This is a genomic window from Thermomonas sp. HDW16, from assembly GCF_011302915.1.
Lineage (GTDB): Bacteria > Pseudomonadota > Gammaproteobacteria > Xanthomonadales > Xanthomonadaceae > Thermomonas.
In genome coordinates this window covers 1,998,738-2,024,540 of record NZ_CP049872.1, presented here as the reverse complement: position 1 = coordinate 2,024,540, position 25,803 = coordinate 1,998,738, and the positions used below count along the sequence as shown (strand labels likewise).

General features: G+C 65.8%; 24 protein-coding genes. 17 read left to right on the top strand and 7 right to left on the bottom strand.

Going from position 1 to position 25,803, the window contains the following annotated elements:
- Positions 1-8 precede the first annotated feature (8 nt).
- Positions 9-1,055, bottom strand: coding sequence for an EF-P beta-lysylation protein EpmB (gene epmB / locus G7079_RS09385; protein WP_166057060.1), 1,047 nt, complete (start codon positions 1,053-1,055; stop codon positions 9-11).
- 93 nt (positions 1,056-1,148) lie between these two features.
- Between epmB and efp the strand changes: the two genes are divergently transcribed.
- The 6 genes from efp (at position 1,149) to folE2 (ending at position 6,124) form a co-directional block, all read left to right on the top strand.
- On the top strand, positions 1,149-1,715 hold the full coding sequence (gene efp / locus G7079_RS09380) for an elongation factor P (RefSeq protein ID WP_166057059.1): 567 nt from the start codon (positions 1,149-1,151) through the stop codon (positions 1,713-1,715).
- Positions 1,716-1,719: 4 nt separating this feature from the next.
- A complete protein-coding gene (locus G7079_RS09375; RefSeq protein ID WP_166057058.1) occupies positions 1,720-3,060 on the top strand; it encodes a TRZ/ATZ family hydrolase in 1,341 nt (446 codons plus the stop codon).
- Complete coding sequence (gene ubiG / locus G7079_RS09370; protein WP_166057057.1) at positions 3,057-3,782, top strand: bifunctional 2-polyprenyl-6-hydroxyphenol methylase/3-demethylubiquinol 3-O-methyltransferase UbiG; 726 nt, start codon at positions 3,057-3,059, stop codon at positions 3,780-3,782. Before G7079_RS09375 ends, ubiG begins: the two co-directional genes overlap by 4 nt.
- On the top strand, positions 3,779-4,453 hold the full coding sequence (gene gph / locus G7079_RS09365; protein WP_166057055.1) for a phosphoglycolate phosphatase: 675 nt from the start codon (positions 3,779-3,781) through the stop codon (positions 4,451-4,453). Before ubiG ends, gph begins: the two co-directional genes overlap by 4 nt.
- The gene (locus G7079_RS09360) at positions 4,450-5,136 is read left to right on the top strand and encodes a phytoene/squalene synthase family protein (protein ID WP_166057054.1); all 687 of its coding nucleotides are present in this window, start codon (positions 4,450-4,452) and stop codon (positions 5,134-5,136) included. The genes gph and G7079_RS09360 overlap by 4 nt, the downstream gene beginning before the upstream one ends.
- A gap of 64 nt (positions 5,137-5,200) precedes the next feature.
- Positions 5,201-6,124 carry a GTP cyclohydrolase FolE2 gene (folE2, locus tag G7079_RS09355; protein ID WP_166057053.1) on the top strand — a complete coding sequence of 308 codons (924 nt, stop codon included), beginning with the start codon at positions 5,201-5,203 and terminating at the stop codon, positions 6,122-6,124.
- A gap of 99 nt (positions 6,125-6,223) precedes the next feature.
- Here folE2 and G7079_RS09350 read toward each other — a convergent pair whose 3' ends face one another.
- From G7079_RS09350 to yidD, 3 genes are all read right to left on the bottom strand, one after another.
- Positions 6,224-7,003 carry a M23 family metallopeptidase gene (locus tag G7079_RS09350; RefSeq protein WP_240906282.1) on the bottom strand — a complete coding sequence of 260 codons (780 nt, stop codon included), beginning with the start codon at positions 7,001-7,003 and terminating at the stop codon, positions 6,224-6,226.
- An 86-nt stretch (positions 7,004-7,089) separates the two neighbouring features.
- Positions 7,090-8,436 carry a dihydroorotase gene (locus tag G7079_RS09345; protein ID WP_166057051.1) on the bottom strand — a complete coding sequence of 449 codons (1,347 nt, stop codon included), beginning with the start codon at positions 8,434-8,436 and terminating at the stop codon, positions 7,090-7,092.
- A complete protein-coding gene (gene yidD, locus G7079_RS09340) occupies positions 8,433-8,678 on the bottom strand; it encodes a membrane protein insertion efficiency factor YidD (RefSeq protein WP_166057050.1) in 246 nt (81 codons plus the stop codon). The genes G7079_RS09345 and yidD overlap by 4 nt, the downstream gene beginning before the upstream one ends.
- Before the next feature lie 107 nt (positions 8,679-8,785).
- Between yidD and dksA the strand changes: the two genes are divergently transcribed.
- A complete protein-coding gene (gene dksA, locus G7079_RS09335; RefSeq protein ID WP_206203200.1) occupies positions 8,786-9,784 on the top strand; it encodes an RNA polymerase-binding protein DksA in 999 nt (332 codons plus the stop codon).
- Between the two features lie 46 nt (positions 9,785-9,830).
- Here dksA and G7079_RS09330 read toward each other — a convergent pair whose 3' ends face one another.
- Genes G7079_RS09330 through cysS form a run of 3 tightly spaced genes read right to left on the bottom strand, consistent with a single transcriptional unit; the run spans position 9,831 to position 12,927 of the window.
- Positions 9,831-11,060, bottom strand: a complete 1,230-nt coding sequence (locus tag G7079_RS09330) for an MFS transporter (RefSeq protein WP_166057048.1) — start codon at positions 11,058-11,060, stop codon at positions 9,831-9,833.
- Positions 11,057-11,500: a SufE family protein gene (locus tag G7079_RS09325; protein WP_166057047.1), complete on the bottom strand. Its 444-nt coding sequence runs from the start codon at positions 11,498-11,500 to the stop codon at positions 11,057-11,059. The genes G7079_RS09330 and G7079_RS09325 overlap by 4 nt, the downstream gene beginning before the upstream one ends.
- On the bottom strand, positions 11,497-12,927 hold the full coding sequence (gene cysS / locus G7079_RS09320; RefSeq protein ID WP_166057046.1) for a cysteine--tRNA ligase: 1,431 nt from the start codon (positions 12,925-12,927) through the stop codon (positions 11,497-11,499). The genes G7079_RS09325 and cysS overlap by 4 nt, the downstream gene beginning before the upstream one ends.
- Before the next feature lie 87 nt (positions 12,928-13,014).
- On the opposite strand from cysS, the gene G7079_RS09315 reads away from it, so the two are divergent.
- The 10 genes from G7079_RS09315 to G7079_RS09270 all read left to right on the top strand — a co-directional run bounded on the left by G7079_RS09315 (position 13,015) and on the right by G7079_RS09270 (position 25,800).
- Positions 13,015-13,467 carry a hypothetical protein gene (locus tag G7079_RS09315; protein WP_166057045.1) on the top strand — a complete coding sequence of 151 codons (453 nt, stop codon included), beginning with the start codon at positions 13,015-13,017 and terminating at the stop codon, positions 13,465-13,467.
- A 237-nt stretch (positions 13,468-13,704) separates the two neighbouring features.
- Entirely contained in the window at positions 13,705-14,709 is a 1,005-nt protein-coding gene (locus G7079_RS09310) for an N-acetylornithine carbamoyltransferase (protein ID WP_166057044.1), read from the top strand.
- A gap of 21 nt (positions 14,710-14,730) precedes the next feature.
- A complete protein-coding gene (locus G7079_RS09305) occupies positions 14,731-15,951 on the top strand; it encodes an argininosuccinate synthase (protein WP_166057043.1) in 1,221 nt (406 codons plus the stop codon).
- Complete coding sequence (locus tag G7079_RS09300; protein WP_240906154.1) at positions 15,929-17,041, top strand: acetylornithine deacetylase; 1,113 nt, start codon at positions 15,929-15,931, stop codon at positions 17,039-17,041. The genes G7079_RS09305 and G7079_RS09300 overlap by 23 nt, the downstream gene beginning before the upstream one ends.
- Before the next feature lie 29 nt (positions 17,042-17,070).
- The gene (locus G7079_RS09295) at positions 17,071-18,390 is read left to right on the top strand and encodes an acetylglutamate kinase (RefSeq protein ID WP_166057902.1); all 1,320 of its coding nucleotides are present in this window, start codon (positions 17,071-17,073) and stop codon (positions 18,388-18,390) included.
- Positions 18,387-19,346, top strand: coding sequence for an N-acetyl-gamma-glutamyl-phosphate reductase (gene argC / locus G7079_RS09290; RefSeq protein ID WP_166057041.1), 960 nt, complete (start codon positions 18,387-18,389; stop codon positions 19,344-19,346). Before G7079_RS09295 ends, argC begins: the two co-directional genes overlap by 4 nt.
- On the top strand, positions 19,343-20,653 hold the full coding sequence (gene argH, locus G7079_RS09285; protein ID WP_166057040.1) for an argininosuccinate lyase: 1,311 nt from the start codon (positions 19,343-19,345) through the stop codon (positions 20,651-20,653). Before argC ends, argH begins: the two co-directional genes overlap by 4 nt.
- A 3-nt stretch (positions 20,654-20,656) precedes the next feature.
- Positions 20,657-21,796 carry a glutamate 5-kinase gene (gene proB / locus G7079_RS09280; RefSeq protein ID WP_166057039.1) on the top strand — a complete coding sequence of 380 codons (1,140 nt, stop codon included), beginning with the start codon at positions 20,657-20,659 and terminating at the stop codon, positions 21,794-21,796.
- Positions 21,793-23,055 carry a glutamate-5-semialdehyde dehydrogenase gene (locus G7079_RS09275; protein WP_166057038.1) on the top strand — a complete coding sequence of 421 codons (1,263 nt, stop codon included), beginning with the start codon at positions 21,793-21,795 and terminating at the stop codon, positions 23,053-23,055. The genes proB and G7079_RS09275 overlap by 4 nt, the downstream gene beginning before the upstream one ends.
- A 651-nt stretch (positions 23,056-23,706) precedes the next feature.
- On the top strand, positions 23,707-25,800 hold the full coding sequence (locus tag G7079_RS09270) for a CHAT domain-containing protein (RefSeq protein WP_166057037.1): 2,094 nt from the start codon (positions 23,707-23,709) through the stop codon (positions 25,798-25,800).
- Positions 25,801-25,803 lie beyond the last annotated feature (3 nt).

Here is a 25,803-nt window from a genome sequence, read left to right as displayed (position 1 = left end):
AGGCTAACTCATCCGGAGGCCGGAGTGCCGCTGTCCGGTGCCAGCAGCGGGGTCTTGCCGGGCTGTCCGGCGATCTCACGCACCAGTTTCGGCACCAGGTAGCCGGGCAGGCGCGCGGCCAATGCGGCATGCAAGGCCAACGCCCGCGCATCGTCGATCTCGAAATGCGCGGTGCCGGCCACGCGGTCCAGCTGGTGCAGGTAGTAGGGAAGTACACCGGCCGCGTATCCGCGTTCACACAAGTCGGCCAGTGCATCGACCGAATCGTTCACCCCGCGCAGCAGCACCGCCTGGTTGAGCAGGGTGATGCCGGCATCGCGCAAATCGGCAAGTGCGGCATCCACCGCGGCATCGAACTCGTTGGCGTGGTTGGCGTGGATGACGATGGCGACCGGCCACGGCAGCCCGCGCAGCCAGGCCAGCAGACCAGCATCCACCCGCTCCGGCAACACCACCGGCAGGCGGGTGTGAATGCGCAGGCGGCGCAGGTGCGGAATCTCGCGCAGGGCTTCGGTCAGTTCGGCCAGCTTGTGGTCGGCCAGTGAGAGTGGGTCGCCGCCGGAGAGGATGACCTCGTGGATCGAGGCATCGCCGCGGATCAGTTCGACCGCCTCGCGCCAGCCAGCCGCCGCCGCGGTGTCTTCGGCGTATGGGTAATGGCGACGAAAGCAGTAGCGGCAATGCACCGCGCAGCTGCCGGTGGCTATCAGCAGGGCACGGCCGTTGTATTTGTGGATCACGCCACCGCCGCGCCGGGCCGCTTCATCGCCCACGGCATCCAGGCCGAAGCCCGGGACGATGCGGTCTTCATCGAGGATCGGCAGCACCTGCCGCAGCAATGGATCCTGCGCATCGCCGTGGCGCATGCGGGCGACGAAGCCGCGCGGTACCCGCAGCGGGAACTGGGCCGCGGCGTTGTCGGAAAGGTCGCCAGCCAGCGCGTCCAGGCCCAGCAACGCCAGCAGTTCGCGCGGGTCGCGCAGGGCCTCGCGCCAGGCCTGCCGCCAGCGCGGGGCGGGGGCAGGCTGCAAGGCCATGGGGGCAACAGGTATCATGTGCGTCTGCGATCCAAAGACATGTTCCGGTCGCGCCGGAATCCCGAACCCCACATTTTATGCCGCCCGCGCGGGCGGCACCAAGGAGTACCCATGGCCACCCTGGGCATGAACGACGTCAAGAACGGGATGAAGATCCTGGTCAACAACGAACCTTCGATCATCTTCGAAACCGATTACGTCAAGCCGGGTAAGGGCCAGGCCTTCACCCGCGTGCGTTTCCGCCAGATCCGCACCGGCCGCGTGCAGGAAATCACCATGAAGTCGACCGACTCGGTGGAAGCCGCGGACGTGGTCGATACCGACATGCAGTTCCTGTACGCCGACGGCGAGTACTGGCACTTCATGAACCAGGAAAGCTTCGAGCAGATCCAGGCCGACAAGGCCGGCGTGGGCGATGCCGCCAAGTGGATCAAGGGCGAGGAAGAATGCGTGGTCACGCTGTTCAACGGCAACGCGATCCAGGTCACCCCGCCGAATTTCGTCGAACTGAAGATCGTCGAGACCGATCCGGGCGTGAAGGGCGACACCGCCGGTACCGGCGGCAAGCCAGCCACGCTGGAGACCGGCGCGGTGGTGCGCGTGCCGCTGTTCGTCGCCCAGGAAGAGATCATCAAGGTCGATACCCGCAGCGGCGAATACGTCTCCCGCGTGAAGTAAGCCGATGACCGACAACGCCCCGCAGGCCTGCGATCTCATCATCGAAGCCGGCTGGGTCGTGCCGGTCGTCCCGCACGGCGTGGTCCTCACGGATCAGGCCGTCGTCGTTTCCGCTGGCGCCATCGTCGCCGTGCTGCCGATCGCCGAGGCACGTTCGCGCTTCAGCGCGAAGGAAACCGTTTCGCGACCCGACGCCGCGCTGATCCCCGGCTTCGTCAACGCGCATACCCACAACCCGATGACCCTGCTGCGCGGCGTCGCCGACGACCTGCCGCTCAAGGTCTGGCTGCAGCAGCACATCTGGCCGATCGAGGGTGCGGTGATCGGCCCGGATTTCGTCGCCGATGGTGTGACCCTGGCCATCGCCGAGATGCTGCGCGGCGGCACCACTTGCTGCAACGAAAACTACTTCTTCCCGGACGTACAGGCCGCCACCTACAAGCGCCACGGCTTCCGTGCGCGGATCGGCCTGCCGGTGATCGATTTTCCCACCGCCTGGGCCAGCAGTGACGACGAATATTTCGACCGCGCCGGCGAAGTGCACGATGCCTGGCGCGACGACGCGCTGATCGGCACCGCGTTCGCGCCGCATGCGCCGTACACGGTGAACGATGCCAACTTCGAGCGCATTCGCCTGCTGTCCGACCAACTGGACATCCCGGTGCACCTGCACCTGCACGAGACCGCGCAGGAAGTGCAGCAGTCGGTGGAGCAGTACGGCCAGCGTCCGATCGCGCGCATCGATCGGCTGGGTCTGTTCAACGACCGCCTGATCGCGGTGCACATGACCCAGCTGACTGAGGCCGAGATCCACCTGTGCGCCGAACGCGGCGTGAGCGTGGTGCATTGCCCGGAATCCAACCTCAAGCTAGCCTCGGGGTTCTGCCCGGCCTGCGCGCTGGAACGCGCGGGGGTGACGCTCGCCATCGGCACCGATGGCTGCGCCAGCAACAACGACCTCGACATGGTCGGCGAGACCCGCACCGCGGCGATCCTGGCCAAGGCGGTGGCCGACGATGCTGCGGGCTTTGATGCGCATGAAGCGCTACGCGCGGCCACATTGGGCGGCGCCAAGGCGATCGGCTTCGACCATCTGGTCGGCAGCCTCGAACTGGGCAAGCAGGCCGACATCGCCTGTATCGATCTGTCCGCACTGGAAACCCAGCCGTTGCACAACGTGGTCTCGCAACTGATCTACGCCAGCGGCCGCCACCAGGTCAGTGACGTCTGGATCGCGGGCAGCCACAAGTTGCGCCAGCGCGTGCTGGTGGACATGGATATCGACGGCATCATCGCCAATGCGCGCCAGTGGCGCGACCGCATCGCAGGAGTGCGCGCGGCATGAACGCAGCATCGAGCAATTTCTCGCAGGCCGAACTCGACAAGTTCGACGAACTGGCCCAGCGTTGGTGGGATCCAAACGGCCCGCAGAAAGCCCTGCATGCGCTGAACCCGGCGCGGCTTGGCTATGTTGCCGAACGCGTGCCATTGCGCGATGCCGCGGTGCTCGATGTCGGTTGCGGCGGCGGTCTGTTGAGCGAGGCGCTGGCGCAGTCCGGCGCCAAGGTCACGGCCATCGACCTTGCGCCGAACCTGCTCAAGGTCGCGCGCCTGCATGGACTGGAACTTGCCCAGCAACAGCCCGGCATCAAGGTCGATTACCGCGAGATGTCGGTGGAAACTTTGGCGGAAGAAGCGCCGGCATCGTTCGACGCGATCACCTGCATGGAAATGCTGGAGCACGTGCCGCAGCCGGCGTCGATCATCGATGCCTGCACGAAGTTGCTCAAGCCCGGCGGCCGCCTGTTCCTGTCCACCCTCAATCGCACGCCGGCGGCGTTCGCGTTGGCCATCGTCGGTGCCGAGTACGTCGCGCGCGTGTTGCCGAAGGGCACCCACCAGTACCGCGATTTCATCAAGCCATCGGAACTGGCGAAGTGGCTGCGCGAGGCTGGCCTGGAACTGGAAGACGTCAGCGGATTGATGTACGAGCCGTGGCGCAACAGCGCGCGGGTGATCTCGCGCACCGACATCAATTACCTCGCCTGCGCGCGCAAGCCGGCATGAGTCATACGTTCCCGAAGCTGGTGCTGTTCGACCTGGACGGTACCTTGCTGGACAGCGCGCCGGACATGGCGACCACGGTCAACCGCATGCGCGCGGCGCGCGGGCAAGGACCGATGCCGCTGGATGAGTTGCGTCCGCACGTGTCCAAGGGCTCGCGGGCGATGAGCGCCGCGGCGTTCCCGGAACTGGGCGGCGAGGTCAGTGGCGAGATGATCCGCGAGTTCCTCGACACCTACGAGCAGGAGCTCGGCCGCAGCAGCGTGCTGTTCGATGGCGTGGCAGAACTGCTGGATGCGATCGAAGCCGAAGGCGCGCGTTGGGGCATCGTCACCAACAAACCGGAATACCTGGCGAAGCAGGTCATGCCGCAACTCGGCTGGGACACGCGCAGCGCGATCCTGGTCGGCGGCGACAGCCTGCCGCAGCGCAAACCACATCCGTTGCCGCTGCTGCATTCGGCGGAGCAACTCGGCGTAGCCATCGAGGATTGCGTCTACGTCGGCGACGACCAGCGCGATATCGATGCTGCGCGCGCGGCCCGGATGCGTTCGGTGGTCGCCCTGTGGGGCTATCGTCCCGAAGGCGACGATCCGAATACATGGGGCGGCGACGTGTTGGCGGATTCCGCGCGCGACCTGCTGGATCCCGCGCTGTGGGGATCACTGCGATGAGCGACCGCGAGGCCTTGCAGGGCTTCCTCGACAAGTGGCGGGCGCAGTGGCCGGAATGGACGGTAGCCGAGGTGTTCGTGCCCCAGGTGCAGCGCGAACGCGCGCAGGCCTGGTTCGCCCTGCGCGATGAACTGAGTGAGGCCGCATGGGGCGGGGAAGATCCGCGCCCAGGCGATGCCAAGTTGGGCTGGTGGGCGGAGGAACTGGATGGCTGGTCGCGCGGTGCGCGCCGGCACCCGCTTGGCCTGGCCCTGCAGAAAATCCCCGCACCCTGGGACAACCTGGCGACCTGCCTGCCTGCATTGCGCGCGAGCCGTGAACGCCCGGCCAACCTCGATGCCGTGCTGTTCGCGCTCGAACCGTATGCCGAGGCCGTGGCCGGCGTGGCCCAGCACCTGTTCGACAGCGTGGCCCCGGCCCCGGCACGCAACGTGGTGGTCTCCCTGCTGGCCGAGCGCGTGCTGCGCCACCCGGATGGCGCCACCCCGCTGGGCGATCTGGATGTCCGTGGCTGGGCGCGCGGGCTGCTCGCGCAATGGCCGCAGCCGGGCGACGGCACCCGGCCCGGGCGCATCCATGCCGCGATGGTGCGCGGCCGCCTGCAGCGTTATGCGCAGGGCAAGTCGCCGGCTTTGCCGCGGCTGAGCGCCCTGGCCACGGCCTGGCGGGCGGCCCGCGGCTGATCGCGCCTGGTCGGGGTACGCAGCGTTGCGGGGATGCTCACGTTCGCGCCGGTACAATGACGCGATGCACAACAGTTCCCGCCAAGCCCCATTGCCCGATGTCGCCGACGACGCGGCCGCGTTCGCGCGCCCGCTGGATTGGGTCGGCATGGATGCAATGGCCATGCCGATTCGCCTCAATGGCGAGAACGGACAGGTCTTGCACGTCCCGGCATCGGTCGATGTCGCGGTCGACCTGGGCGATGCCGCTGCGCGCGGCATCCACATGTCGCGCCTGTACCTGCAGTTGCAGGAATCGCTGGCCAACGAAGCACTGAGCGCCCCCGCGTTGCGCAAATTGCTGGAAGCCTGCATCGCCTCGCAGCAGGGCTTGTCGGCGCGTGCGCGCCTGCGCCTGCGCTACGACCACCTGTTGCTGCGTCCCGCGCTGGCCAGCAGCAATGCCGGGTGGAAAAACTATCCGGTGGCGCTGGAAGCCGAGCTGCGCGATGGCCATCTGCAGTTGTCGCTTGCATTCTCGGTCGAATATTCGAGTACCTGCCCGGCGTCGGCGGCGCTGTCGCGGCAGGTCAATGCGCAGCGTTTCGCCGAGGATTTCCCCGGCCTGCGCCCGCTGTCGAACGACGTGGTGCGTGACTGGCTGGCCTCCGAACGCGGCCTGGCGGCAACCCCGCATGCACAGCGCAGCCGTGCCGAGATCCGGGTGGAACTGAAGCCGGCATTCGACGAGTTGCCGTTGAAGTTGCTGGTCGATGCCGCGGAAGCCGCACTCGGCACCCCGGTGCAGACCGCCGTCAAGCGCGAGGACGAACAGGCCTTTGCCGAACTCAATGCCGCCAACCTGATGTTCTGCGAGGACGCCGCGCGCCGCGTCGCGGCCGCGTTGGCAGGCGATGCCCGGGTTGCCGCTTGGAGCGTGCGGGTGGCGCATTTCGAGAGCCTGCATCCACATGATGCGGTGGCCAGCGTGAGCGGCCGCAACGGCTAGTCACTGAGGCGTTGGCGAGTCTGGCGGGTATTCGCTCCGCAACTCGAAATGTCGCTACGCGAATACCCGCCAGACTCGCCAACGCTTTGCGGTGTCTTGCTATTTGCGCTCAAGCACAAGCAGCGGATCGATGCGGGTGTCGAACCAGTTCATGCCCCAATGCAGGTGCGGGCCGGTCGCGCGGCCGGTCGCGCCGACGGCACCGATGATATCGCCCTGTTTCACCGCGTCGCCGACCTTGGCGTCGATGCGTGAAAGATGCAGGAAGTTGCTGCTGATGCCGTGGCCGTGGTCGAGCACCACGGTGCCGCCGGTGAGGTAGAGGTCGGGGTCGGCGAAGCTGACCACGCCGTCGGCGGGCGCCTTGACCGGGGTGCCGTTGGCGGCGGCGATATCCATGCCCGAATGCGGGGCTTTCGGCGTGCCGTTGTACACGCGCTGGTTGCCGAAGCGGCCGCTGATGCGGCCCTGCACCGGCCAGATGAAGGCTTGCGCGAAGCCGGTGCGTTCATCGTCGCGGCTGCGCACGGCGACCACGCGGGCCTGTTCGCGTTCGATGCGCTCGGCAATCGCTTTCGGCGGGTTCACCGTTGCCGGCGGCACGCCGTTGATGCGTTCGATGGGCCAATCACGCGGGGTGATCGCGATGCGATGTTCGATCCAGCCCGTCGCCGGTTGCTTGATCCTGACGATGACTTCGCCGCTGGCGTCGCGGCCGATGCCGAACACGAAGCTGCCGTAGGGCGTGACCCGCAGCGTGCGGCCCGCCACTTCCACGAGCGCGGCCGGATGGGTCACGCCCAGCACCATCGAGCCCTGCTGCGCGGAGGCGGGCAAGCGGGTGGCGCGCATCGGGATCGCGCTGTCGCCGCCCACCATCGGTTTGGTATCGGCAGGAGCCGATTGCGCGGCGGAGATGCCGGCGAGCGCGAGGCAGAAACAGAGCGGAACCAGGCGAAATTGCATCAGCGGTCGAATTGCAGGCGTTGCCCGGCAGGATCGCCGACCAGCGCTGAACCGTCCCATGCCAGCACGCCATTGACCCAGGTCGCGGCGATCCGCGAATGGAAGGTGGTGCCTTCGAACGGCGACCAGCCGCATTTGCTCAGCACGTCTTCGCGACGGACGGTGTAGGGCGTGTCGTCGATGAGGACGAGGTCGGCCGCATAGCCTTCGCGCAAGTATCCGCGATTGGCTACATCGAACAATTGCGCTGGCGCATGTGCGAATTTCTGCACGACCTGCGCGGTGGTCAAGCGGCCTTCGTGAACCAGCTCCAGCGCGGCGTTAAGGGCGAATTGCACCAGCGGCAGGCCGCTGGGTGCGCTGGCGTACGGCTTGGCCTTTTCTTCCAGCGTGTGCGGCGCGTGGTCGGTGGCGAGGACGTCGATGCGGTCGTCGGCGATGGCATCGATGATCGCCTCGCGGTCGGCTTCGTCCTTGATCGCCGGGTTGCACTTGATCAGGTTGCCCAGGCGGTCATAGTCGGGGCGCGCGAAGCGGGTGAAGTGCACGCAGGTTTCGGCAGTGATTTTCTTGCGGCTGCCGTCTGCGCGGATCAGTGGGCCTTGCTCGAACAGCGCCAGTTCGTCGGCGGTGCTGATGTGCAGCACGTGCAGCTGGGTGCCGTGCTTGTTCGCCAGCGAGAGCGCCAAGCGGGTGGACTTGATGCAGGCCTCGCGCGAACGGATGTCCGGGTGGCATTCGACCGGGATGTCGTCGCCGTACTTCGCCTGGAATTCGGCGAGGGTGGCGTTGATGGTCGGGGTGTCTTCGCAGTGGGTGATGATCGGCACCGGGGTGTCGCGGAAGATCGCGTCCAGCGTCTCCGGGTTGTCGACCAGCATGTTGCCGGTGGACGCACCCATGAACACTTTCAGGCCGGGCGTGGCCTTGGGATCGATGGCGCGGACATCGGCCAGGTTGTCGTTGCTGGCACCCATGTAGAAGCCGTAGTTCGCCCGGCAACGGCCGGCGGCGCGGAGGTATTTGTCTTCCAGCGCCTCGCGGTTGAGTGTCGGCGGATTGGTGTTGGGCATGTCCATGAAGCTGGTCAGGCCGCCGGCCACCGCCGCGGCGGACTCGATCGCCATGTCGGCCTTGTATTCCATGCCGGGTTCGCGGAAATGCACCTGGTCGTCGATCATTCCCGGCAGCAGGCGGCGTCCGGCGGCATCGATGACGGTTTCGCCATCGCGCGGGGACAGGCCGCTGCCGATTTCGGTGATCAGGCCATCCGCAAAGCGCAGGTCGCCATCGAACTCGCGGCCTTCGTTCACGAGGCGGGCATTCACGATCAGGGTCGAAGTCATGTCGGTTCCTTGGGCGACGGCACGGGATCGTGTCCACCGGGATGCAGGGGGTGGCAGCGGCCGATGCGACGGAGCGCCAGCCAGCTGCCCTTGAGTGCGCCAAAGCGGTCGATCGCCTGCATCGCATACTCCGAACAGGTGGGCGCGAACCGGCAGCGGGTGCCGAGCAGGGGGCTGATCCAGCGCTTGTAGCCGCGCAGCAGCGCGATGAGGGATTTACTGATGAAAGATGGGTCGATCACGGGCCTTCAACGCGGACGGGCGCATGCTTGCGTGGTTGCCGCTGTGTGCCCGGCAGGGTATAACAGCCCGCTTTCCCGCCTCAAGGGAACATGAGGAATACCTGCTCGTGGCAGTGAAGAAGACCGTGAAGAAGGCCGCCAAACCGGCCAAGAAGCCCGCCGCCAAGGCGCCTGCGAAGAAGCCCGTGGCCAAGAAGGCCGCCAAGCCCGCCGCGAAAAAGCCCGCACCGGCCAAGAAACCGGCCGCGAAGAAGGCTGCAGCGCCGGTCAAGAAGCCGGTTGCCAAGAAGCCCGTGCCCGCGAAGAAGCCTGTGGCCAAGAAGGTCGCTCCGGCGAAGAAAGTGGCGCCCGCAAAGAAGATTGCACCGGCGAAGAAGCCTGCAGCGCCGGCCAAGAAGCCGATTGCCGCCAAGCAGGCCGCGCCGGCTCCGAAGGCTGTGGCCAAGCCGGTCGCAGCGCCGAAGGCTGCACCTGCGCCGAAGCCAGCCGCAGCGAGGAAGCCAGCCAAGCCGCCGGTCGATCCGCTGCCCAACGCCAGCGGCGTGAAGGCCGCGCTGGCCGCCAATCCGGCGTCGCCGGTGACTGCGCCGCGCAAGCCGGGCAAGGTCGCGGTGGCCGTGGTCGCCAAACCGTCCGCGCCGGCGCCGAAGGCCAAGTACAAGGTCGTGGCATACCAGACCGATGAAGCCACCGGCCGTCCCATCGTCCCGCCGGGCTACAAGCCCACCGCAGACGAGGAGTACATGAGCGCGCTGCAACTGGAGTATTTCCGCCAGAAGCTGCTGAGCCGCCGCCTGGAGCTGGTCGATGAATCCAAGCAGACCATCGAGAACCTCAAGGAAGAAGTGCGCGATGTCGGCGATGAAGCCGAACGCGCCAGCCGCGAGACCGAGAACGCCCTGGAACTGCGCACCCGCGACCGTTACCGCAAGCTGATCGGCAAGATCGACAGCACGCTGAAGCGCGTGGATGGCGGCGACTACGGCTTTTGCGTGGACACCGGCGAGGAAATCGGCCTGGATCGCCTGGAGGCGCGCCCGCAGGCGGAGCGCACCATCGATGCGCAGGAACGCTGGGAGCATATGCAGAAGCAGATGGGCGATTGACGCTGCCGCATCCCGATGAGAAACCCCGCTTCGGCGGGGTTTTTCGTTATTGCAGCTCGCGCAAGTCCAGGCTGCGCAGCCTCGGTGCCCGCCAGGCCGTCACGGCGGCCACGCCCATGGTGGCGAAGCCGCCCAGCACCACCGCTGGTACCAGCCCAAGCAACCGCGCCATCGAACCGGAATAGAACGCGCCCAGCTCGTTCGAGCTGCTGATGAAGATGCTGTTGACCGAAGACACCCGGCCACGCATTTCGTCCGGCGTGGACAGTTGCAGGATGGTGGAGCGCACCACCACCGAAACGCCGTCGCAGACGCCGGACAGCAGCAGGAACAGCACCGACAGCCACAGCACGGTGCTCAGGCCGAAGCCGATCATGCACAGGCCGAACCCGGCCACCGCGAACAGCAGGATGCGCCCGGCACCGGCCTGCAGCGGCCGCCGCGACAGCCAGATTGCCACCGCGACCGAACCCACCGCCGGCGCCCCGCGCAGGATGCCCAGCGCCTCCGGACCGGCGTGCAACACGTCCTTGATGAAGGCCGGCGCCAGCGAGATCGCCCCGCCGAGCAGTACTGCGAACATGTCCAGCGCCAGCGCCGCCAACAGCAGCTGGTGGCTGAACACGAAGCGCAGGCCCTCGGCGATGCTGGCGAACACCGGGCCGCGCTGCTGCAGCTGGGCGGGCTCGGTGACCGGCATCGCCAGCAACGCGGTGGCCGCAGCAAGCGCGAAACCCGCCGCCAGCGCATACGCGGTGGACTTGCCGGCCGCGCCCACCAGCACGCCGCCCAGCGCCGGCCCCAGGACCAGGCCGGTCTGGAACACGATGCTGCCGATGCTGGCGCCGCGCACGAACTGGTCGCGCTTGAGCACGCGCGCGAACAGGGCGTTGTGGACAGGGCCGAGGAAGGAGCGACCGATGCCGCCGATGGCGATGGCCAAGTAGATCGGCCAGAGGCCATGCAGCGGCAAATGGCCGCTGGCGAACAGCGCCAGCGCCACGGCATTCAGTGCCAGCAGGCCACAAGCAGCCGCTCCCAGCTTGCGCCGCGGCAACAGATCGACCAAGTAGCCGGAGAACGGCGCCACGCAGAAGAACGGGATGACTTCGGCCAGGCCGATCAGGCCCAGCGACCACGGATCGCGGGTGAGCTCGTAGACGTGCCAGCCCACGGTCACCGCCACCATCTGGTAGGAGAACAAGGTGCAGATGCGGTACAGCATCAGCCAGCGGAAGCCGATGCTGCTCAGCGGCGACGCCGGGGTGTCACTCATCCGGCCAGGGTGGCGCGCGCGTGCTCGCGGATGAAGGCCAGCAGCGAGGCCAGGCCATTGCTGCGGGTCGGCGACAGGTGCTTGGCCAAACCGATCTTCGCGATGTAATCCGGTTCGGTGGCCAGGATTTCCTCGGCGCTGCGGCCCGAATACACCCGCAGGGCCAGGAACACCAGGCCGGAGACGATGGCCGAATCGCTGGCCGCGGCGAAATCGAGTTTCGCCGCATCACCCGAGGCCACGATCCACACCATCGACTGGCAGCCGAGCAGGCGGTGTTCCTCGGTTTTCCACGCATCCGGGAATGGCGGCAGCTTGCGGCCCAGGTCGATCAGGTACTGGTAGCGCTCCGACCAGTCGCCGAAGAACGCGAATTCCTCGGCGATCGCGGCTTGCGCGTCAGCGGCAGTGGCTTCCAGCGGAAAGGGTGAATCGCTCATGCGCGCTTCCAGCGCACGCCCTGCGGCGTGTCTTCCAGCAGGATTCCTTCATCCGCAAGCTGCTGGCGGATGGCGTCAGCGCGGGCGAAGTCGCGCGCTTGCTTTGCGGCGATGCGTTCGTCGATCAGCGCCTGGATGCGGGCATCGTCAGCGTTCGACGTGCCGCGCGCGAACCATGCGGCCGAATCCTGTTGTAGCAGGCCGAGGGCAATTCCGCTTGCCTTGAGTTGGGATGCGAGTTCCAGGAGTTGTGGGAGAGCATCGGCCTTTGATGCATCGTGAACAAGAGTGTTTCTGAGTGCACGCGCTTCACTCGCAGTCTTTGCGATGATCGCGAGCGCTGCTGGAGTATTGAGATCATCGTCCAGCGCCGTTTCGATCTCGTCGGGAATATCAGCTTTCGACATCTTAATATCCGACATCGCGGCTAACGCTTCGACATCGCGCAGCGTTCCGTATAGCCGATCCAACGTGCGCACCGACTGCTCGATCAACGCATCGCTCCACTCCAGCGGCTGCCGGTAATGCGCGGAGAGCAGGGCATAGCGCAGCGCTTCCGGTGGATGCGCACGCACCAGGTCGTGGATGCGCTCGATGTTGCCGACCGATTTGCTCATTTTGGCACCGCCGAAATTCAGCATGCCGTTGTGCAGCCACCAGCGTGCGAAGACCTTGCCGCCATGCGCGCATTCGCTCTGCGCGATCTCGTTCTCGTGGTGAGGGAACTGCAGGTCGATGCCGCCGGCATGGATATCGATGGTGGTGCCCAGGTGCGCCGCGGCCATCGCCGAGCATTCGATATGCCAGCCCGGGCGGCCGCGACCCCAGGGCGAATCCCAGCCGGGCAGGTCGTCGGTCGACGGCTTCCACAGCACGAAATCGCCGGCATCGCGCTTGTACGGTGCCACTTCCACGCGCGCGCCGGCCAGCATGTCGTCCAGGTCGCGGCGTGAGAGCTTGCCGTAATCGGCGAAGCTGCCGACCGAGAACAGCACATGGCCCTCGGCCGCATAGGCGTGGCCATCGGCGATCAATCGCTCGATCATCGCGATCATCTGCGGCATGTGCGCGGTCGCTGCCGGCTCCATGTCCGGCGCGAAGTCGCCACTGACGCCCAGCGCGGCCATGTCCTCGCGGTAGGCGGCGGTGTACTTGTCGGTGATGGTGGCTATCGGCGTACCGAGTTCCTTCGCCGCGGCGTTGATCTTGTCGTCGACGTCGGTGATGTTGCGCGCATAGCGCAGGCCGCCAAAACGGCGGCGCAGCAGGGCGGCCAGCACGCCGAACACCACCGGCCCGCGTGCGTTGCCGATGTGCACGTAGTTGTAGACCGTCGGGCCGCAGACGTACATGGTCGGGCTGGCGGGATCGAGCGGCGCGAACGGCTCGATCCTGCGCATCAGGGTGTTGTAGAGGGAAAGACTCATGGCATCACGCACGTGGGATGGCGCATTGTAGCGGGCCGCACAGCGACGATTCATCCGCGATGGGCGTTGCGTCGATAGACTTCGGTCATGTTGCGCCTTGTCTTGCCCTGCCTTTGTCTTTCCATCGTCGGCCTGTCGGTCATCCCGAGCGCGCAAGCGCAGGACGCCGGACGGGAGATGGTGGTGCCGGTCGAAAACGTGCGTTACGACTATGCGCAGGTGCTGGAAGTCAGTCCGATCTACCAGACCCTGCGCGCAACGCGAACCGAGCGCGTCTGCGACGCGAAGTCGGAATCGGGCCTGTCCAGGGTGGTCAGCGCGGTCAAGGATCGGCTGGGGAGAACCAGCAAGGAAGAGCGCGACGCGGGCCTAAGCAATTGCAGGATGGAGCCAGTGGTGCGCGAGTACCGCCGCCCGATCGCTTTTGACGTGGACTATGTCTACAAGGGTGGCAAGTTCCGCACGCGGCTGGCGCAGGATCCCGGCAATCGCCTGCGTGTCCGGGTTTCGATCACTCCGCAGCCTGCGGCCGGCCCCTGAGGGGGTCGAAACCCTTGCATGCTGCAGCGCCACATGCGAGCATCCGCGCCTGATGCATGCCCACCTCGCCACGCGCCACGCTGACTCCGCCCGGATGGCCTCGGGCATGACGTCGCGTGCGCGCCGACCGGAAACCTCATCTTTCGCTGGGTAGCCGGAGCGCAACACTGTTGCACCACACTTCGAACCCAGCCCTCGCGCTGGGTTTTTTCGTTCTTGCACTACGGGATTGATCGCATGAAGCATTTCTTGAATACCCAGGACTGGAGCCGCGTCGAGCTGGACGCGCTGCTTGCGCGGGCCGCCATGTTCAAGCGCAACAAGCTGGGTGATGACCTCAAGGGCAAGTCCATCGCCCTGGTGTTCTTCAACCCGTCGATGCGCACCCGCACCAGCTTCGAGCTGGGCGCGTTCCAACTGGGCGCGCATGCCGTGGTGCTGCAGCCGGGCAAGGATGCATGGCCGATCGAGTTCGACCTGGGCACCGTCATGGACGGCGATACCGAGGAACACATCGCCGAAGTGGCGAAGGTGCTGGGCCGCTACGTGGATCTGATTGGCGTGCGCGCCTTCCCGAAATTCGTCGACTGGCAGCGCGACCGTCAGGACATCGTGCTGAAGTCCTTCGCCAAATATTCGCCGGTGCCGGTGATCAACATGGAAACGATCACCCATCCCTGCCAGGAACTGGCCCATGTGCTGGCGCTGCAGGAAGACTTCGGCACCACGGATTTGCGCGGCAAGAAGTACGTGTTGACCTGGACCTACCATCCGAAGCCGCTGAACACCGCCGTTGCCAACTCCGCGCTGACGATTGCGACGCGCATGGGAATGGACGTAACCCTGCTGTGCCCGACGCCGGAGTACATCCTCGACGAACGCTACATGGGCTGGGCCGAACAGAACGTGGCCGAAAGTGGCGGCTCGCTGATCGTGAGCCACGACATCGCATCCGCCTATGCCGGCGCCGATGTGGTCTACGCCAAGAGCTGGGGTGCGCTGCCGTACTTCGGCAACTGGGAGCCGGAGAAACCCATCCGTGATCAGTACAAGCACTTCATGGTCGATGAAACCAAGATGGCGCTGACCAACAACGGCGTGTTCAGCCACTGCCTGCCATTGCGCCGCAACGTCAAGGCGACCGATGCCGTGATGGACTCGCCCAACTGCATCGCCATCGACGAAGCCGAGAACCGCCTGCATGTGCAGAAGGCGATCATGGCCGCGCTCGCACACCAATAACTCCCCCGGAATTTCTCCTCAATGACTTCCCCCAACGAATCCCGCGACATCGTCCTGGCCTTTTCCGGCGGACTCGACACCAGCTTCTGCGTGCCCTACCTGACGGAGCGCGGCTGGAACGTGCATACCGTGTTCGCCGATACCGGCGGCGTGGATGCGGACGAACGCGCCTATATCGAGCAGCGCGCCGCTGAACTCGGCGTGGCCTCGCATGTCACCGTCGATGGCGGCCCGGCGATCTGGGCCGGCTTCGTCAAGCCCTTCGTGCAAGCGGGCGAGGCCTACCAGGGCCAGTACCCGCTGCTGGTCAGCGACCGCTACCTCATCGTCGATGCTGCGCTGGCACGGGCCAAGGATCTGGGGACCAATGCCATCGCGCATGGCTGTACCGGCATGGGCAACGACCAGGTGCGCTTCGACCTGGCGGTGAAGGCGAGCGGCGACTACCGCATCGTCGCGCCGATCCGCGAAATCCAGAAGGAACACACTCAGACCCGCGCCTACGAACAGGCTTACCTGGAAGAGCGCGGCTTCGGCGTGCGCAGCAAGCAGAAGCAGTACACGATCAACGAGAACCTGCTGGGCGTGACCCTGTCCGGTGCCGAGATCGACAGCTGGGAAGCGCCTGGCGAAGGCGCGCGCGGCTGGTGCGCGCGTCGCGAACAGTGGCCGGTCGAGGCGCTGGAAGTCACCCTGCGCTTCGTCGAAGGCGAAGCCGTTGCGCTGGATGGCAATCAACTGCCGGGCGAAAAAATTCTGGCCAAGCTCAACACCATGTTCGCCCAGTACGGCGTGGGCCGTGGCATGTACACCGGCGACACCACGATTGGCCTGAAGGGGCGCATCGTGTACGAAGCGCCGGGCCTGGTCGCATTGCTCACTGCCCATCGCGCGCTGGAAGAAGCGGTACTCAGCAAGCAGCAGAACCGCTTCAAACCGGATGTGGCGCGCAAGTGGGTGGAAGTCGTGTACGAAGGCTTCTTCCACGACCCGCTGAAGACCGACCTCGAAGCCTTCCTAGCTTCGTCCCAGCGCATGGTCAATGGCGAAGTGGTGTTACGCACCACTGGCGGCCGCGTCGATGCCGTTGCCGTGCGTTCGCCGCATATCCTCAATTCCAAGGGCGCAACCTACGCGCAGTCCGCGGACTGGGGCGTGGAAGAGGCCGAAGGCTTCATCAAGCTGTTCGGCATGAGCAGTACGCTGTGGGCGCAGGTCAATGGCGGGCAGGACGACGCCTGACATGCTGGATGCCGTCCTCCGCCACCTCGAAGCGCTGGTCTCGTTCGATACCCGCAACCCGCCGCGCCTGATCGGCACCGGCGGGATCTTCGACTACATCCGTGCGCAGTTGCCGGATTTCCGCGTCGATGTCATCGATCATGGCGAAGGCGCGGTGTCGCTGTTCGCGGTGCGTGGCAATCCGAAACGTGTGTTCAACGTGCACCTGGATACGGTGCCGTCGTCCGAAGCATGGAGCGCGGATCCGCATGTGCTGCGTGTCACCGATGATCGCGCCATCGGTCTCGGTGCTTGTGATATCAAGGGCGCGGCAGCGGGTTTGATCGCTGCAGCGAACGTGACCGATGGCGACGCCGCCTTCCTGTTTTCCTCGGACGAGGAAGCCAACGATCCGCGTTGCATCGCCGCCTTCCTCGCCAGCGATCACGGCTTCGGTGAAGCGATCATCGCCGAGCCAACGCGTTGCGAAGCGGTACTGGCGCATCGCGGGATCAGCTCGGTGCTGCTCAAGTTCAAGGGCGAGGCCGGCCATGCCTCCGGTGCCAATGCGATGACCGCCAACGCGCTGCACCAGGCGATGCGCTGGGGCGGCAATGCATTGGACTTGGTTGAAGGCGAGGCGCAGTCGCGCTTCGGCGGCTTGACCGGGTTGCGCTTCAACATCGGCAAGGTCGAGGGCGGGATCAAGGCGAATGTGATTGCACCCAGCGCGGAAGTGCGTTTCGGGTTCCGCCCGTTGCCCTCGCACGACATCGATGCGCTGCACGTGCGTTTCGGTGCCTGCGCCAGCGCCGGTGCGCTGGAGCGCTACGAGGAAACCTTCCGTGGCCCGTCGCTGCCGGCTGGCGATATCGCCTCTGCGGAAGAACGCCGCCTCGCCGCGCGCGATCTTGCCGATGAACTCGGCCTGCCGATCGGCAATGCCGTCGATTTCTGGACCGAAGCCTCGCTGTTCTCGCAGGCTGGCCTGACCGCTTTCGTGTACGGCCCCGGCGACATCGCCCAGGCCCATACCGCCGACGAATTCGTCACGCTCGCGCAATTGCAGCGTTACGCCGACTCCATCACTCGCATTCTCGGAACCAGCTGACCGTGACGCCCGTCTTCAATCCCTCGCACGTGCACGACCCGCAGACGCGGCAGACCATCGTCCGCCTGCTGTCCAGCATGGGTGGCGCCAAGGAAATCTCGCAGTACCTCAAGCGCTTTTCGCAGCTGGATGCCGCGCGCTTCGCGGTGGTCAAGGTCGGTGGCGCGGTGCTGCGCGATGATCTTGATTCGCTCACGTCGTCGCTGGCCTTCCTGCAGGACGTCGGCCTGACCCCCATCGTGATCCACGGCGCCGGCCCGCAGCTGGATGCGGAACTGGCCGCCGCCGGCATCGAAAAGCAGACCATCGATGGCCTGCGGGTGACTTCGCCGGAAGCGTTGGCCATCGTGCGCCGCGTGTTCCATGCGCAGAACCTCAAGTTGGTGGAAGCGCTGCAGGCGGGCGATGCGCGTGCCACCAGCATCGTCTCCGGTGTGTTCGAGGCCGATTACCTGGACCGCGAACGCTACGGCCTGGTTGGCGAAGTGAAGCGTGTCGACCTCGCGCCGATCCAGGCCAGCCTGCAGGCCGGCTCGATCCCGGTGATCGCCTCGCTGGGCGAAACCATCGGCGGGCAGATCCTCAACGTCAACGCCGATTTCGCCGCCAACGAACTGGTGCAGGTGCTGCAGCCGTACAAGATCGTGTTCCTGACCGGCACCGGCGGCCTGCTGGATGTGGACGGCAAGGTGATCGATTCGATCAACCTGTCCACCGAATACGACCACCTGATGCAGCAGCCGTGGATCGAAGGCGGCATGCGGGTGAAGATCGAGCAGATCAAGGACTTGCTGGACGGGTTGCCGCTGGCCTCGTCGGTATCGATCACCAAGCCGGCGGAACTGGCGAAGGAATTGTTCACCCACAAGGGCTCCGGCACCTTGGTGCGGCGCGGTGAGCGCGTGCTTGAAGCTTCGGATTGGGATGCGTTCGATCTGACCCGCCTGCGCGGTCTGATCGATTCGGCCTTTGGCCGCAAACTGCTGCCGGACTACTTCGAGACGACGAAGCTGCATCGCGCCTATGTCAGCGAGAACTACCGCGCGGCGGTGATCCTGACGTCGGAAGAGGCCGGCATCTATCTCGACAAGTTCGCGGTGCTCGACGAAGCGCAAGGCGAGGGCCTGGGTCGCGCGGTGTGGCAGGTGATGCGCGAGCAGAATCCCACGCTGTTCTGGCGCTCGCGCCACGGCAATGCGGTCAACCCCTTCTACTACGCCGAATCCGACGGCTGCATCAAGCAGGACAAGTGGAAGGTGTACTGGTATGGACCGGCCGGCTTCGACCTGATCGAGCGCTACGTGCGTACCTGTGAAGCGCGTCCCGCCACCTTGGAGGAGCCGGCATGAGTGCGGTGCGCGTCGGTATCGTCGGGGCACGCGGCTACGTCGGTGGCGAGCTGATCCGCCTGCTGGCGGCGCATCCGCAGTTCGAATTGGCTTACGTGACGTCGCGCGAACTGGTCGGGCAACCGTTGTCTGCGCATATCGCGGGTTATACGGGCGATGTGCACTACACCTCGCCCTCGTACGAAGAGCTGCCGGAGCTGGAAGCCGATGCGGTAGTGCTGGCGCTGCCGAACGGCAAGGCCGCGCATATCGTCCAGCAGTTCGACGATGCCGGCGCCGATGCGGTGATCATCGACTTGTCCGCCGACTATCGTTTCGATCCTTCCTGGTACTACGGCTTGCCGGAACTGACTCGCGCGCAGTACACGGGCCAGCGCCGCATCAGCAATCCCGGTTGCTATGCCACCGCGATGCAATTGGCCATCGCGCCGATGCTGAACGTGCTGGACGGGCCGGTGCAGTGCTTCGGCGTGTCCGGCTGGTCCGGTGCCGGCACCACGCCGAGCGACAAGAACAATGTGGAGCTGCTGCGCGACAACCTGATGCCGTATGCGCTGACCGGCCATGTGCATGAGCGTGAAGTCTCGAAACAGCTCGGCCATCCCGTCGAGTTCATGCCGCACGTGGCTCCGCATTTCCGCGGCCTGACCATCACCGCCAACCTGCATCTGTCGATTCCGTTCGACATCGAAGAAGTGCTGGCGCGTTATCGTGGTCGTTATGCAGACGAGCCGCTCGTGCGCGTCGTCGACGATGCGCCATGGGTCAGCCGTATCGCCGGTGCGCACCATGTCGATCTCGGCGGTTTCACCCTGAGTGGCGATGGCAAGCGCCTGGTGGTGGTCGCCACCGAGGACAATCTATTGAAAGGCGCGGCCACGCAGGCCTTGCAGAATCTCAATATGGCGTTTGGTTTTGACGAGTTCGCCGGAATTCCGATGGAAGATGCAGCATGAGCGACCTGCTTTGGCAAAAAACCGGCGTGGCGGTGGACGCGCAGATCCAGGCCTTCCTGGCCGGCGACGATGTGCTGCTGGATCGCGAATTCTTCCTGCACGACATCGCCGCCAGCGACGCGCATGCCGAAGGGCTGCAACGCATCGGCATCCTCACTGCCGATGAGCTTGAGGGCTTGAAGCGCGAACTCGCTGTACTTGCCGATGATTTCCGCAGCGGCAGCTTCGTGCTGGATGAACGCTTCGAGGACGGGCATTCCGCCATCGAAGCGCGCCTGACAGAGCGTCTTGGCGATGCTGGCAAGAAGATCCATACGGGCCGCAGCCGCAATGACCAGGTGCTGGTGGCGACACGGCTGTGGCTGAAAGAAAAACTGGCGCGCGTGGCCGAGCTGAGCCGCGAGATCGCCAAGGTCGCACTCGACCGTGCCGAAGCCGAACAGTCGTTGCCGCTTCCCGGCTACACGCATATCCAGCGTGCCGTGGTCTCGTCGGCGGGAATGTGGTGGGCCGGTTGGGCCGAGGCCTTCATCGACGATGCGATGCGCGCCACCGACACGCTCAAGCTGGTCGATTCCAACCCGCTGGGTACCGCTGCCGGTTACGGCGTGAACCTGAAGCTGGATCGCGAGCACACCACGCAGGCGCTCGGCTTCGCGCGCATGCAGGTCAGTCCGATCTACGCGCAGCTCTCGCGCGGCAAGTTCGAGCTGGCGGCATTGGAAGCACTCGGCAGCGCCACGCTGGATCTTCGACGCCTTGCCTGGGACCTGTCGCTGTACACCACCGCCGAGTTCGGCTTCGTCGCGCTACCAGCGCAGTACACCACCGGCAGTTCGATCATGCCGAACAAGCGCAACCCCGACGTGATCGAGCTCATGCGCGCCACCCACGCCAGCGTGGCCGCTGCGCGTACCGAGATCGAACAACTACTGTCGCTGCCGTCCGGCTACCAGCGCGATTTGCAGGCGTCGAAGGGCGCGATCTTTCACGGCTTTGGTCGCGGCCTGGCTGCGCTGGAGTTGTTGCCGGCTTTGCTGGCGAACCTGGAATGGCGCGAGGATCGCATTCGCGCTGCCATCGATTCCGGCATGTACGCCACCGACGTGGCGGTGGAAGCTGCCATCGCCGGCGTGCCGTTCCGCGAGGCCTACAAAGCGGCCGCCGCATCGGCCGATAGCGCGGGGCAGGGACGCACGCCGGAAGGCTCGCTGGCCGCACGCACTTCGCCCGGTGCAGCGGCCGATTTGCGGCTGGATGAGCTGCGCATGCGCTGGGACACATTGGACAAGGGCAGGTTGGGCTGAGCCATGGTCGACTTCGCACCGCAACCCTTGCCGAACTGGCGTCGAGCGGTGCTGAAAGTCGGCAGCAGCCTGCTTGCGGGCGATGGTGGCTTGCAGGCGACTCATGCGCGCGGCTTGGCGGATTTCATCGCGGCGGCACGCACACAGGGACGCGAAGTCGTCTTGGTGTCGTCAGGCGCAGTGGCCGCCGGGCGCGGGCGCATCGGTACTGCGGCGGGCAACGGCATCGTCCAGCGCCAAGCCTTGGCGGCGCTGGGGCAGGCCTCGCTGATGGGGTTCTGGCAGCAGCTGTTCGAAGCGCCGGTGGCGCAGGTGCTGCTGACGCACGATGACCTGCGCAATCGCCGCCGCTATCTCAATGCGCGCACCGCGCTACAGGAACTGCTGCGATTGGGTGCGCAGCCTATCGTCAACGAGAACGACACCGTCGCCGTCGATGAACTCAAGTTGGGCGACAACGACAATCTGGCCGCAGCAGTTGCCTCGCTGGTGGAAGCTGATCTGTTGCTGATCGCCACCGATATTGCTGGCCTGTATAGCGGCCATCCCGCGCGCGATCCGCATGCACTGCCGGTCGAACGAGTGGAATCGGTCACGCCGCGGGTGTTGGCGATGGCCGGCGCTGCGGGCGAGTTGGGCACCGGCGGCATGCGTACCAAGCTGGAAGCCGCATCCAAGGCCGCCGCCGCCGGTGTTCCCACCGCGTTGTTCTGCGGTCGCGATGCCGCCACCATCGCGGCGCTGGGCGATGGCGTGTTGCGCGGCACTCTGGTCGCAGCGCAAGGCAGCCGTCGCAGCGCACGCAAGCAATGGTTGGGGCATGCGCCCGCATCCGGTGTGCTGCGCATCGATGCCGGCGCGCAAGGCGCATTGTTGCGCGGCGCCTCGTTGTTGCCGGGTGGTGTGCTCGCAGTGCAGGGCGATTTCCGTCGTGGCGACGTAGTCGAAGTGCAGTCGCTCGATGGCGTGGCGTTGGCGCGCGGACAGGCGCAATACAACGCAGCCGAAAGCGCACGTATCGCCGGCCGCCACAGCCGCGAGATCGAGACCATCCTCGGCTTCCGTTACGACGAATCGATGATCCATCGCGACGACCTGGTCCTGCTGGATGGCGTCGACAGGCCCATGGAGGCGAAGGCATGAGCGGTTATGTGCGTGGATTGGCAGTGGCGGCGCGTGCGGCGCAAACGGCGATTGCCGGCTGCGACAGCGTGACCCGTTACGCGCTGCTGGAGCGCATGGCCGCGCAACTTCTGGATGGGCAAGAGGCGATCCTGGCGGCGAATGCGCAGGACGTGCTGGATGCGGCGGCGACGGGCGCCAGCAAGGCGACGCTGGATCGATTGATGCTGGATGCCGCGCGCGTGCAGGGCATGGCGCAGGCGCTGCGCGAGGTCGCTGCGCAGGCCGATCCGCTGGGCGAAATCACCCGCAGCGAAGTGCGGCCGAATGGCTTGGTGGTCCAGCGCCAGCGCATCCCGCTGGGTTTGGTCGCGATGATCTACGAAGCGCGACCGAACGTCACCGCCGAAGCTGCCGCACTGTGCCTGAAGGCCGGCAATGCGGTGCTGCTGCGCGGTGGTTCCGAGGCCGCGCGCAGCAATGCCGCGATTGCCGATTGCCTGCATGCGGCGCTGCGCGCGCTGCGCTTGCCGGAGGCGGCGGTCTCGCTGGTGGAAGACACGGCGCGTGAGCATGTGCTCGAACTTCTGCAATTGACCGATCTGGTCGACCTCGCCATCCCGCGCGGCGGCGAAAGCCTGATCCGCTTCGTCGCCGAGCACGCCCGCGTGCCGGTGATCAAGCATTACAAGGGCGTCTGCCATCTGTACGTGGACCGCGCCGCCGACATCGATACCGCCCTCGGCCTGTTGATCGACGGCAAGGCGTCGCGGCCCGGCGTGTGCAACGCGTTGGAAACGCTGCTGGTGCATCGTGAGATCGCCGATGCTTTCCTGCCGCGCGCCTTGGCGGCGCTGCGGGCAAGTGGTATCGAAGTGCGTGGCGATGCGGCCACGCGCAGCTTCGATGTCGATGTCGCGCAGGCGTCCGACGACGACTACGCCGCCGAATTCCTCGACCTGGTGATCGCCGTGCGGGTCGTGGACAACCTGGCCGAGGCGTTGGCGCATATCGCCCGTTTTGGCTCCGACCACACCGAAGTGATCGCCACCGAAGACGCCGCTACTGCCGAAGCCTTCGTCTGCGCTACCCGTAGTTCGGCGGTGATGGTGAACGCGTCTTCACGCTTCAACGATGGCGGCCAGCTTGGCCTTGGGGCGGAGATCGGCATCTCGACCACCCGCCTGCACGCCTATGGGCCGATGGGTGCAGAAACGCTGACTATCGAGCGCTTCGTGGTGCGTGGAGACGGACAGACGCGGCATTCGTCCATCGAGTAGGCTGAATACGGCTGGTTCGGCCATTTTTTTACTAGTTTTCACTGCGTTTCCGGCATTCGTTGCCGCAGGCCGGTTTTCGCGTGTGTGGTGTCCGTCAGTTCCGCACGACTGCGTTATCACTGACACAGGGGCAATCCGCGGATTGCGTGCGCGGTCGACCCCTGGCCCAGCCGGGCTGCCTCGGGGCGAGATGGCGCCGACATTCAAGCGCGGTGTCTCGGCCTTGCAGGACATCGTCGCGACAACCGACGCCTTCTTTTCGGAACAAGGCATTGACGAATCGATCCGGATGCCAGTCGACCTCTCGCCTGACGAATGCAGGTGTCGCCGCGTCCTGAATGAATAGCGTCCCTCTAGCAGGCACACGGCAGGCGCGCGACATTCCGGACACGTCTTCCTAGCCAATACGGGCTATGCCTTCCCGCGAATAGGCCGCGGCGTCAACGCTTCCTAGACTCCACCGGACTCCACGCAGGTTTGCCTGCGTCCGATCCTGTCTGGGGAGCACACCGCATGTCACGCGTCGCGTCGTCCATATTTCGTTCCGTGCCGGGGGTGCTGGCATCGATCCTGCTCTTGTCTGTCGTGTTCGCATTGCCAGCGTGGGCCGTCTGCGCGTCAGAGGCGGGGCAGGAGCAGCAGGCCCCGCCAATGACGCAGCCGCAGGATGCCGCATCCAGCGCCACGCCTGCTGTGCAAGTCGATGACGCCGATGCCGCTGGCGAGGCGCGCGAGGTGCTGGCCGCCATCGGCAGGCTGGACGATGCCGACACAGCCTTGTCGCTGGCCGCCGAGGGCGCGGCGCTGTACGACCGCGAGGCGGTGAAGTTGGACGGCTACGCCTATTGCAGCCAGGCGGTCGAATTGGCCGAGAAGGGCGAGTTTCGCGAGAGCGCGCGGGCCGCGAGCAAGGCGCTTCATGTTGCGCTGCAGACCGGCAACAAAGATCTGCTGGGCAAGGCGTATCGCGACCTTGCCATCGCCTTCAACTATGCCGGCCAATTGGAACGCGCCGAGCAGTTCGCCAACCTCGCATTGAAATACCCGGGCCTGAACCCGACCCAGGTCAACGGGCCGGCGCGCAAGGTGATCGGCGACGTTCGTACTCGGCAGGGACGCTACGACGACGCCATCGCCAGTTACGAGGAAGCGCAGCAGGGCAGTTCCGATCGGTTCCGCCCGCTGGTGGATGCCTCGCTCGCCAATGCGCTGATCCTGTCCGGCGACCTGGCGCGTGCGCGCAGCACGCTGGATGCCTTGGTCGAACCTGACGACGCCAGGCAACGCGCGCAATTGCAGCGCACCCGCGGCCGCCTGTTGCTGGCCGAGAACAAGCCCGCCGAAGCCCTGGCGGTGTACCAGAAGCTGGCCAATGCGCCGGCCGCCGGTGACGAGGACTTCTACCGCGCCTGGGCGCTGGACGGCATCTCCAAGAGCGAATCCGCGCTGGGGCGCGATGCGGAAGCCGCGCAGGCGCTGGACCAGGCCATCGACGTGTTCGACCAGGCGCGTTCGCAGTTTCGCAGCGATGAATTCAAGATGGGCCTGTTCTCCGATCTGCAGAACGTGTTCGAGCGTGCCATCGGCATGCACAGCAAGCTCGGGCAAGCCGCGCAGGCCTTCGACATCAGCGAACGCAGCCGTTCTCGCGCGTTGCTGGATGCGGTGTCCGGGCGGGCCGACCTGAAGGGCGATGCGAGCAAGGCGCTGGATGCGGCCACGTTGCAGAAGATGCTGCGCCCGGACGAAGTGGTGGTGGCCTACCATGCGCTGCCGGATCGCTTGATGGCCTGGGTGCTGTCCAACGATGGCGTGCGCGAAGCGACATTTCCTGTCGCGTTGAAGCGCGACGACCTGGCGCGGTTGGTGGATGCCTACCGCGACACGCTGATCAAGCTCAATCCGAATGCGGCGAAGATCGGCGACCAGATCGGCCAGTTGCTGCTGGCGCCGCTCGGCATCGAGGCCGGCAAGCGCATCATTATCGTCCCGCATGGGCCGCTGCACTACCTGCCGTTCCAGGCATTGCGGCTGGACGGGCAATACCTGATCGAGCGCAACCCGATCTCCATCGCGCCGTCGATCAGCATCGCCGCGCGCTTGGCCGAGCGTACGCCGACCGCAGCCCCGCAGCTGCTGGCCTTCGGCAACCCGACCATCGACCCGAACGTGGCCGATCCGTTGCCCGGCGCCGAGCGCGAAGTGCATGAACTGTCGCGGCAGTTCCCCGGCGCCAGGCTGTTCTTCAAGGCCGACGCCAACAAGACGAATTTCATCACCAGCGCGCCGCAATCGCGATTGGTGCATATCGCCGCGCATGCGATGGCAGACACCTTGGATCCGCTGCATTCGAAGGTGTTGTTGGCGGACGAGAACGGGCAGCCGAATTACCTGGAAGCCAAGGACGTGCTGGGCATGGATCTGGGCAACGTGGCGATGATCGCGCTGTCCGCCTGCGAATCCGGCCTAGGACGGGTCGAGAACGGCGATGAAGTGCTGGGCTTCACCCGTTCCTTCCTGTCCGCCGGTACATCGACCCTGCTGGCCTCGTTGTGGCCAGTGTCCGATGCCGCCACCGAGAAGCTGATGACCACGCTGTACGCCGATCTCGCCAAGGGCGAGGAAGTACAGGATGCGATGCGCGATGCGCAACGCGCGGTGATGGCGGATCCGGCGACCTCGCATCCGTTCTATTGGGCGCCGTTCAACCTGATCGGCAACTGGCGTTTGAAGGTGGTGAAATGAAGC

Bases quoted from the DNA above. Each gene is read 5' to 3' on its own strand.
- epmB (WP_166057060.1), bottom strand. From the start codon at position 1,055: ATGATACCTGTTGCCCCCATGGCCTTGCAGCCTGCCCCCGCCCCGCGC.
- efp (WP_166057059.1), top strand. From the start codon at position 1,149: ATGGCCACCCTGGGCATGAACGACGTCAAGAACGGGATGAAGATCCTG.
- G7079_RS09375 (WP_166057058.1), top strand. From the start codon at position 1,720: ATGACCGACAACGCCCCGCAGGCCTGCGATCTCATCATCGAAGCCGGC.
- ubiG (WP_166057057.1), top strand. From the start codon at position 3,057: ATGAACGCAGCATCGAGCAATTTCTCGCAGGCCGAACTCGACAAGTTC.
- gph (WP_166057055.1), top strand. From the start codon at position 3,779: ATGAGTCATACGTTCCCGAAGCTGGTGCTGTTCGACCTGGACGGTACC.
- G7079_RS09360 (WP_166057054.1), top strand. From the start codon at position 4,450: ATGAGCGACCGCGAGGCCTTGCAGGGCTTCCTCGACAAGTGGCGGGCG.
- folE2 (WP_166057053.1), top strand. From the start codon at position 5,201: ATGCACAACAGTTCCCGCCAAGCCCCATTGCCCGATGTCGCCGACGAC.
- G7079_RS09350 (WP_240906282.1), bottom strand. From the start codon at position 7,003: ATGGTGGGCGGCGACAGCGCGATCCCGATGCGCGCCACCCGCTTGCCC.
- G7079_RS09345 (WP_166057051.1), bottom strand. From the start codon at position 8,436: ATGACTTCGACCCTGATCGTGAATGCCCGCCTCGTGAACGAAGGCCGC.
- G7079_RS09330 (WP_166057048.1), bottom strand. From the start codon at position 11,060: ATGAGTGACACCCCGGCGTCGCCGCTGAGCAGCATCGGCTTCCGCTGG.
- G7079_RS09325 (WP_166057047.1), bottom strand. From the start codon at position 11,500: ATGAGCGATTCACCCTTTCCGCTGGAAGCCACTGCCGCTGACGCGCAA.
- cysS (WP_166057046.1), bottom strand. From the start codon at position 12,927: ATGAGTCTTTCCCTCTACAACACCCTGATGCGCAGGATCGAGCCGTTC.
- G7079_RS09315 (WP_166057045.1), top strand. From the start codon at position 13,015: ATGTTGCGCCTTGTCTTGCCCTGCCTTTGTCTTTCCATCGTCGGCCTG.
- G7079_RS09310 (WP_166057044.1), top strand. From the start codon at position 13,705: ATGAAGCATTTCTTGAATACCCAGGACTGGAGCCGCGTCGAGCTGGAC.
- G7079_RS09305 (WP_166057043.1), top strand. From the start codon at position 14,731: ATGACTTCCCCCAACGAATCCCGCGACATCGTCCTGGCCTTTTCCGGC.
- G7079_RS09300 (WP_240906154.1), top strand. From the start codon at position 15,929: ATGGCGGGCAGGACGACGCCTGACATGCTGGATGCCGTCCTCCGCCAC.
- argC (WP_166057041.1), top strand. From the start codon at position 18,387: ATGAGTGCGGTGCGCGTCGGTATCGTCGGGGCACGCGGCTACGTCGGT.
- argH (WP_166057040.1), top strand. From the start codon at position 19,343: ATGAGCGACCTGCTTTGGCAAAAAACCGGCGTGGCGGTGGACGCGCAG.
- proB (WP_166057039.1), top strand. From the start codon at position 20,657: ATGGTCGACTTCGCACCGCAACCCTTGCCGAACTGGCGTCGAGCGGTG.
- G7079_RS09275 (WP_166057038.1), top strand. From the start codon at position 21,793: ATGAGCGGTTATGTGCGTGGATTGGCAGTGGCGGCGCGTGCGGCGCAA.
- G7079_RS09270 (WP_166057037.1), top strand. From the start codon at position 23,707: ATGACGCAGCCGCAGGATGCCGCATCCAGCGCCACGCCTGCTGTGCAA.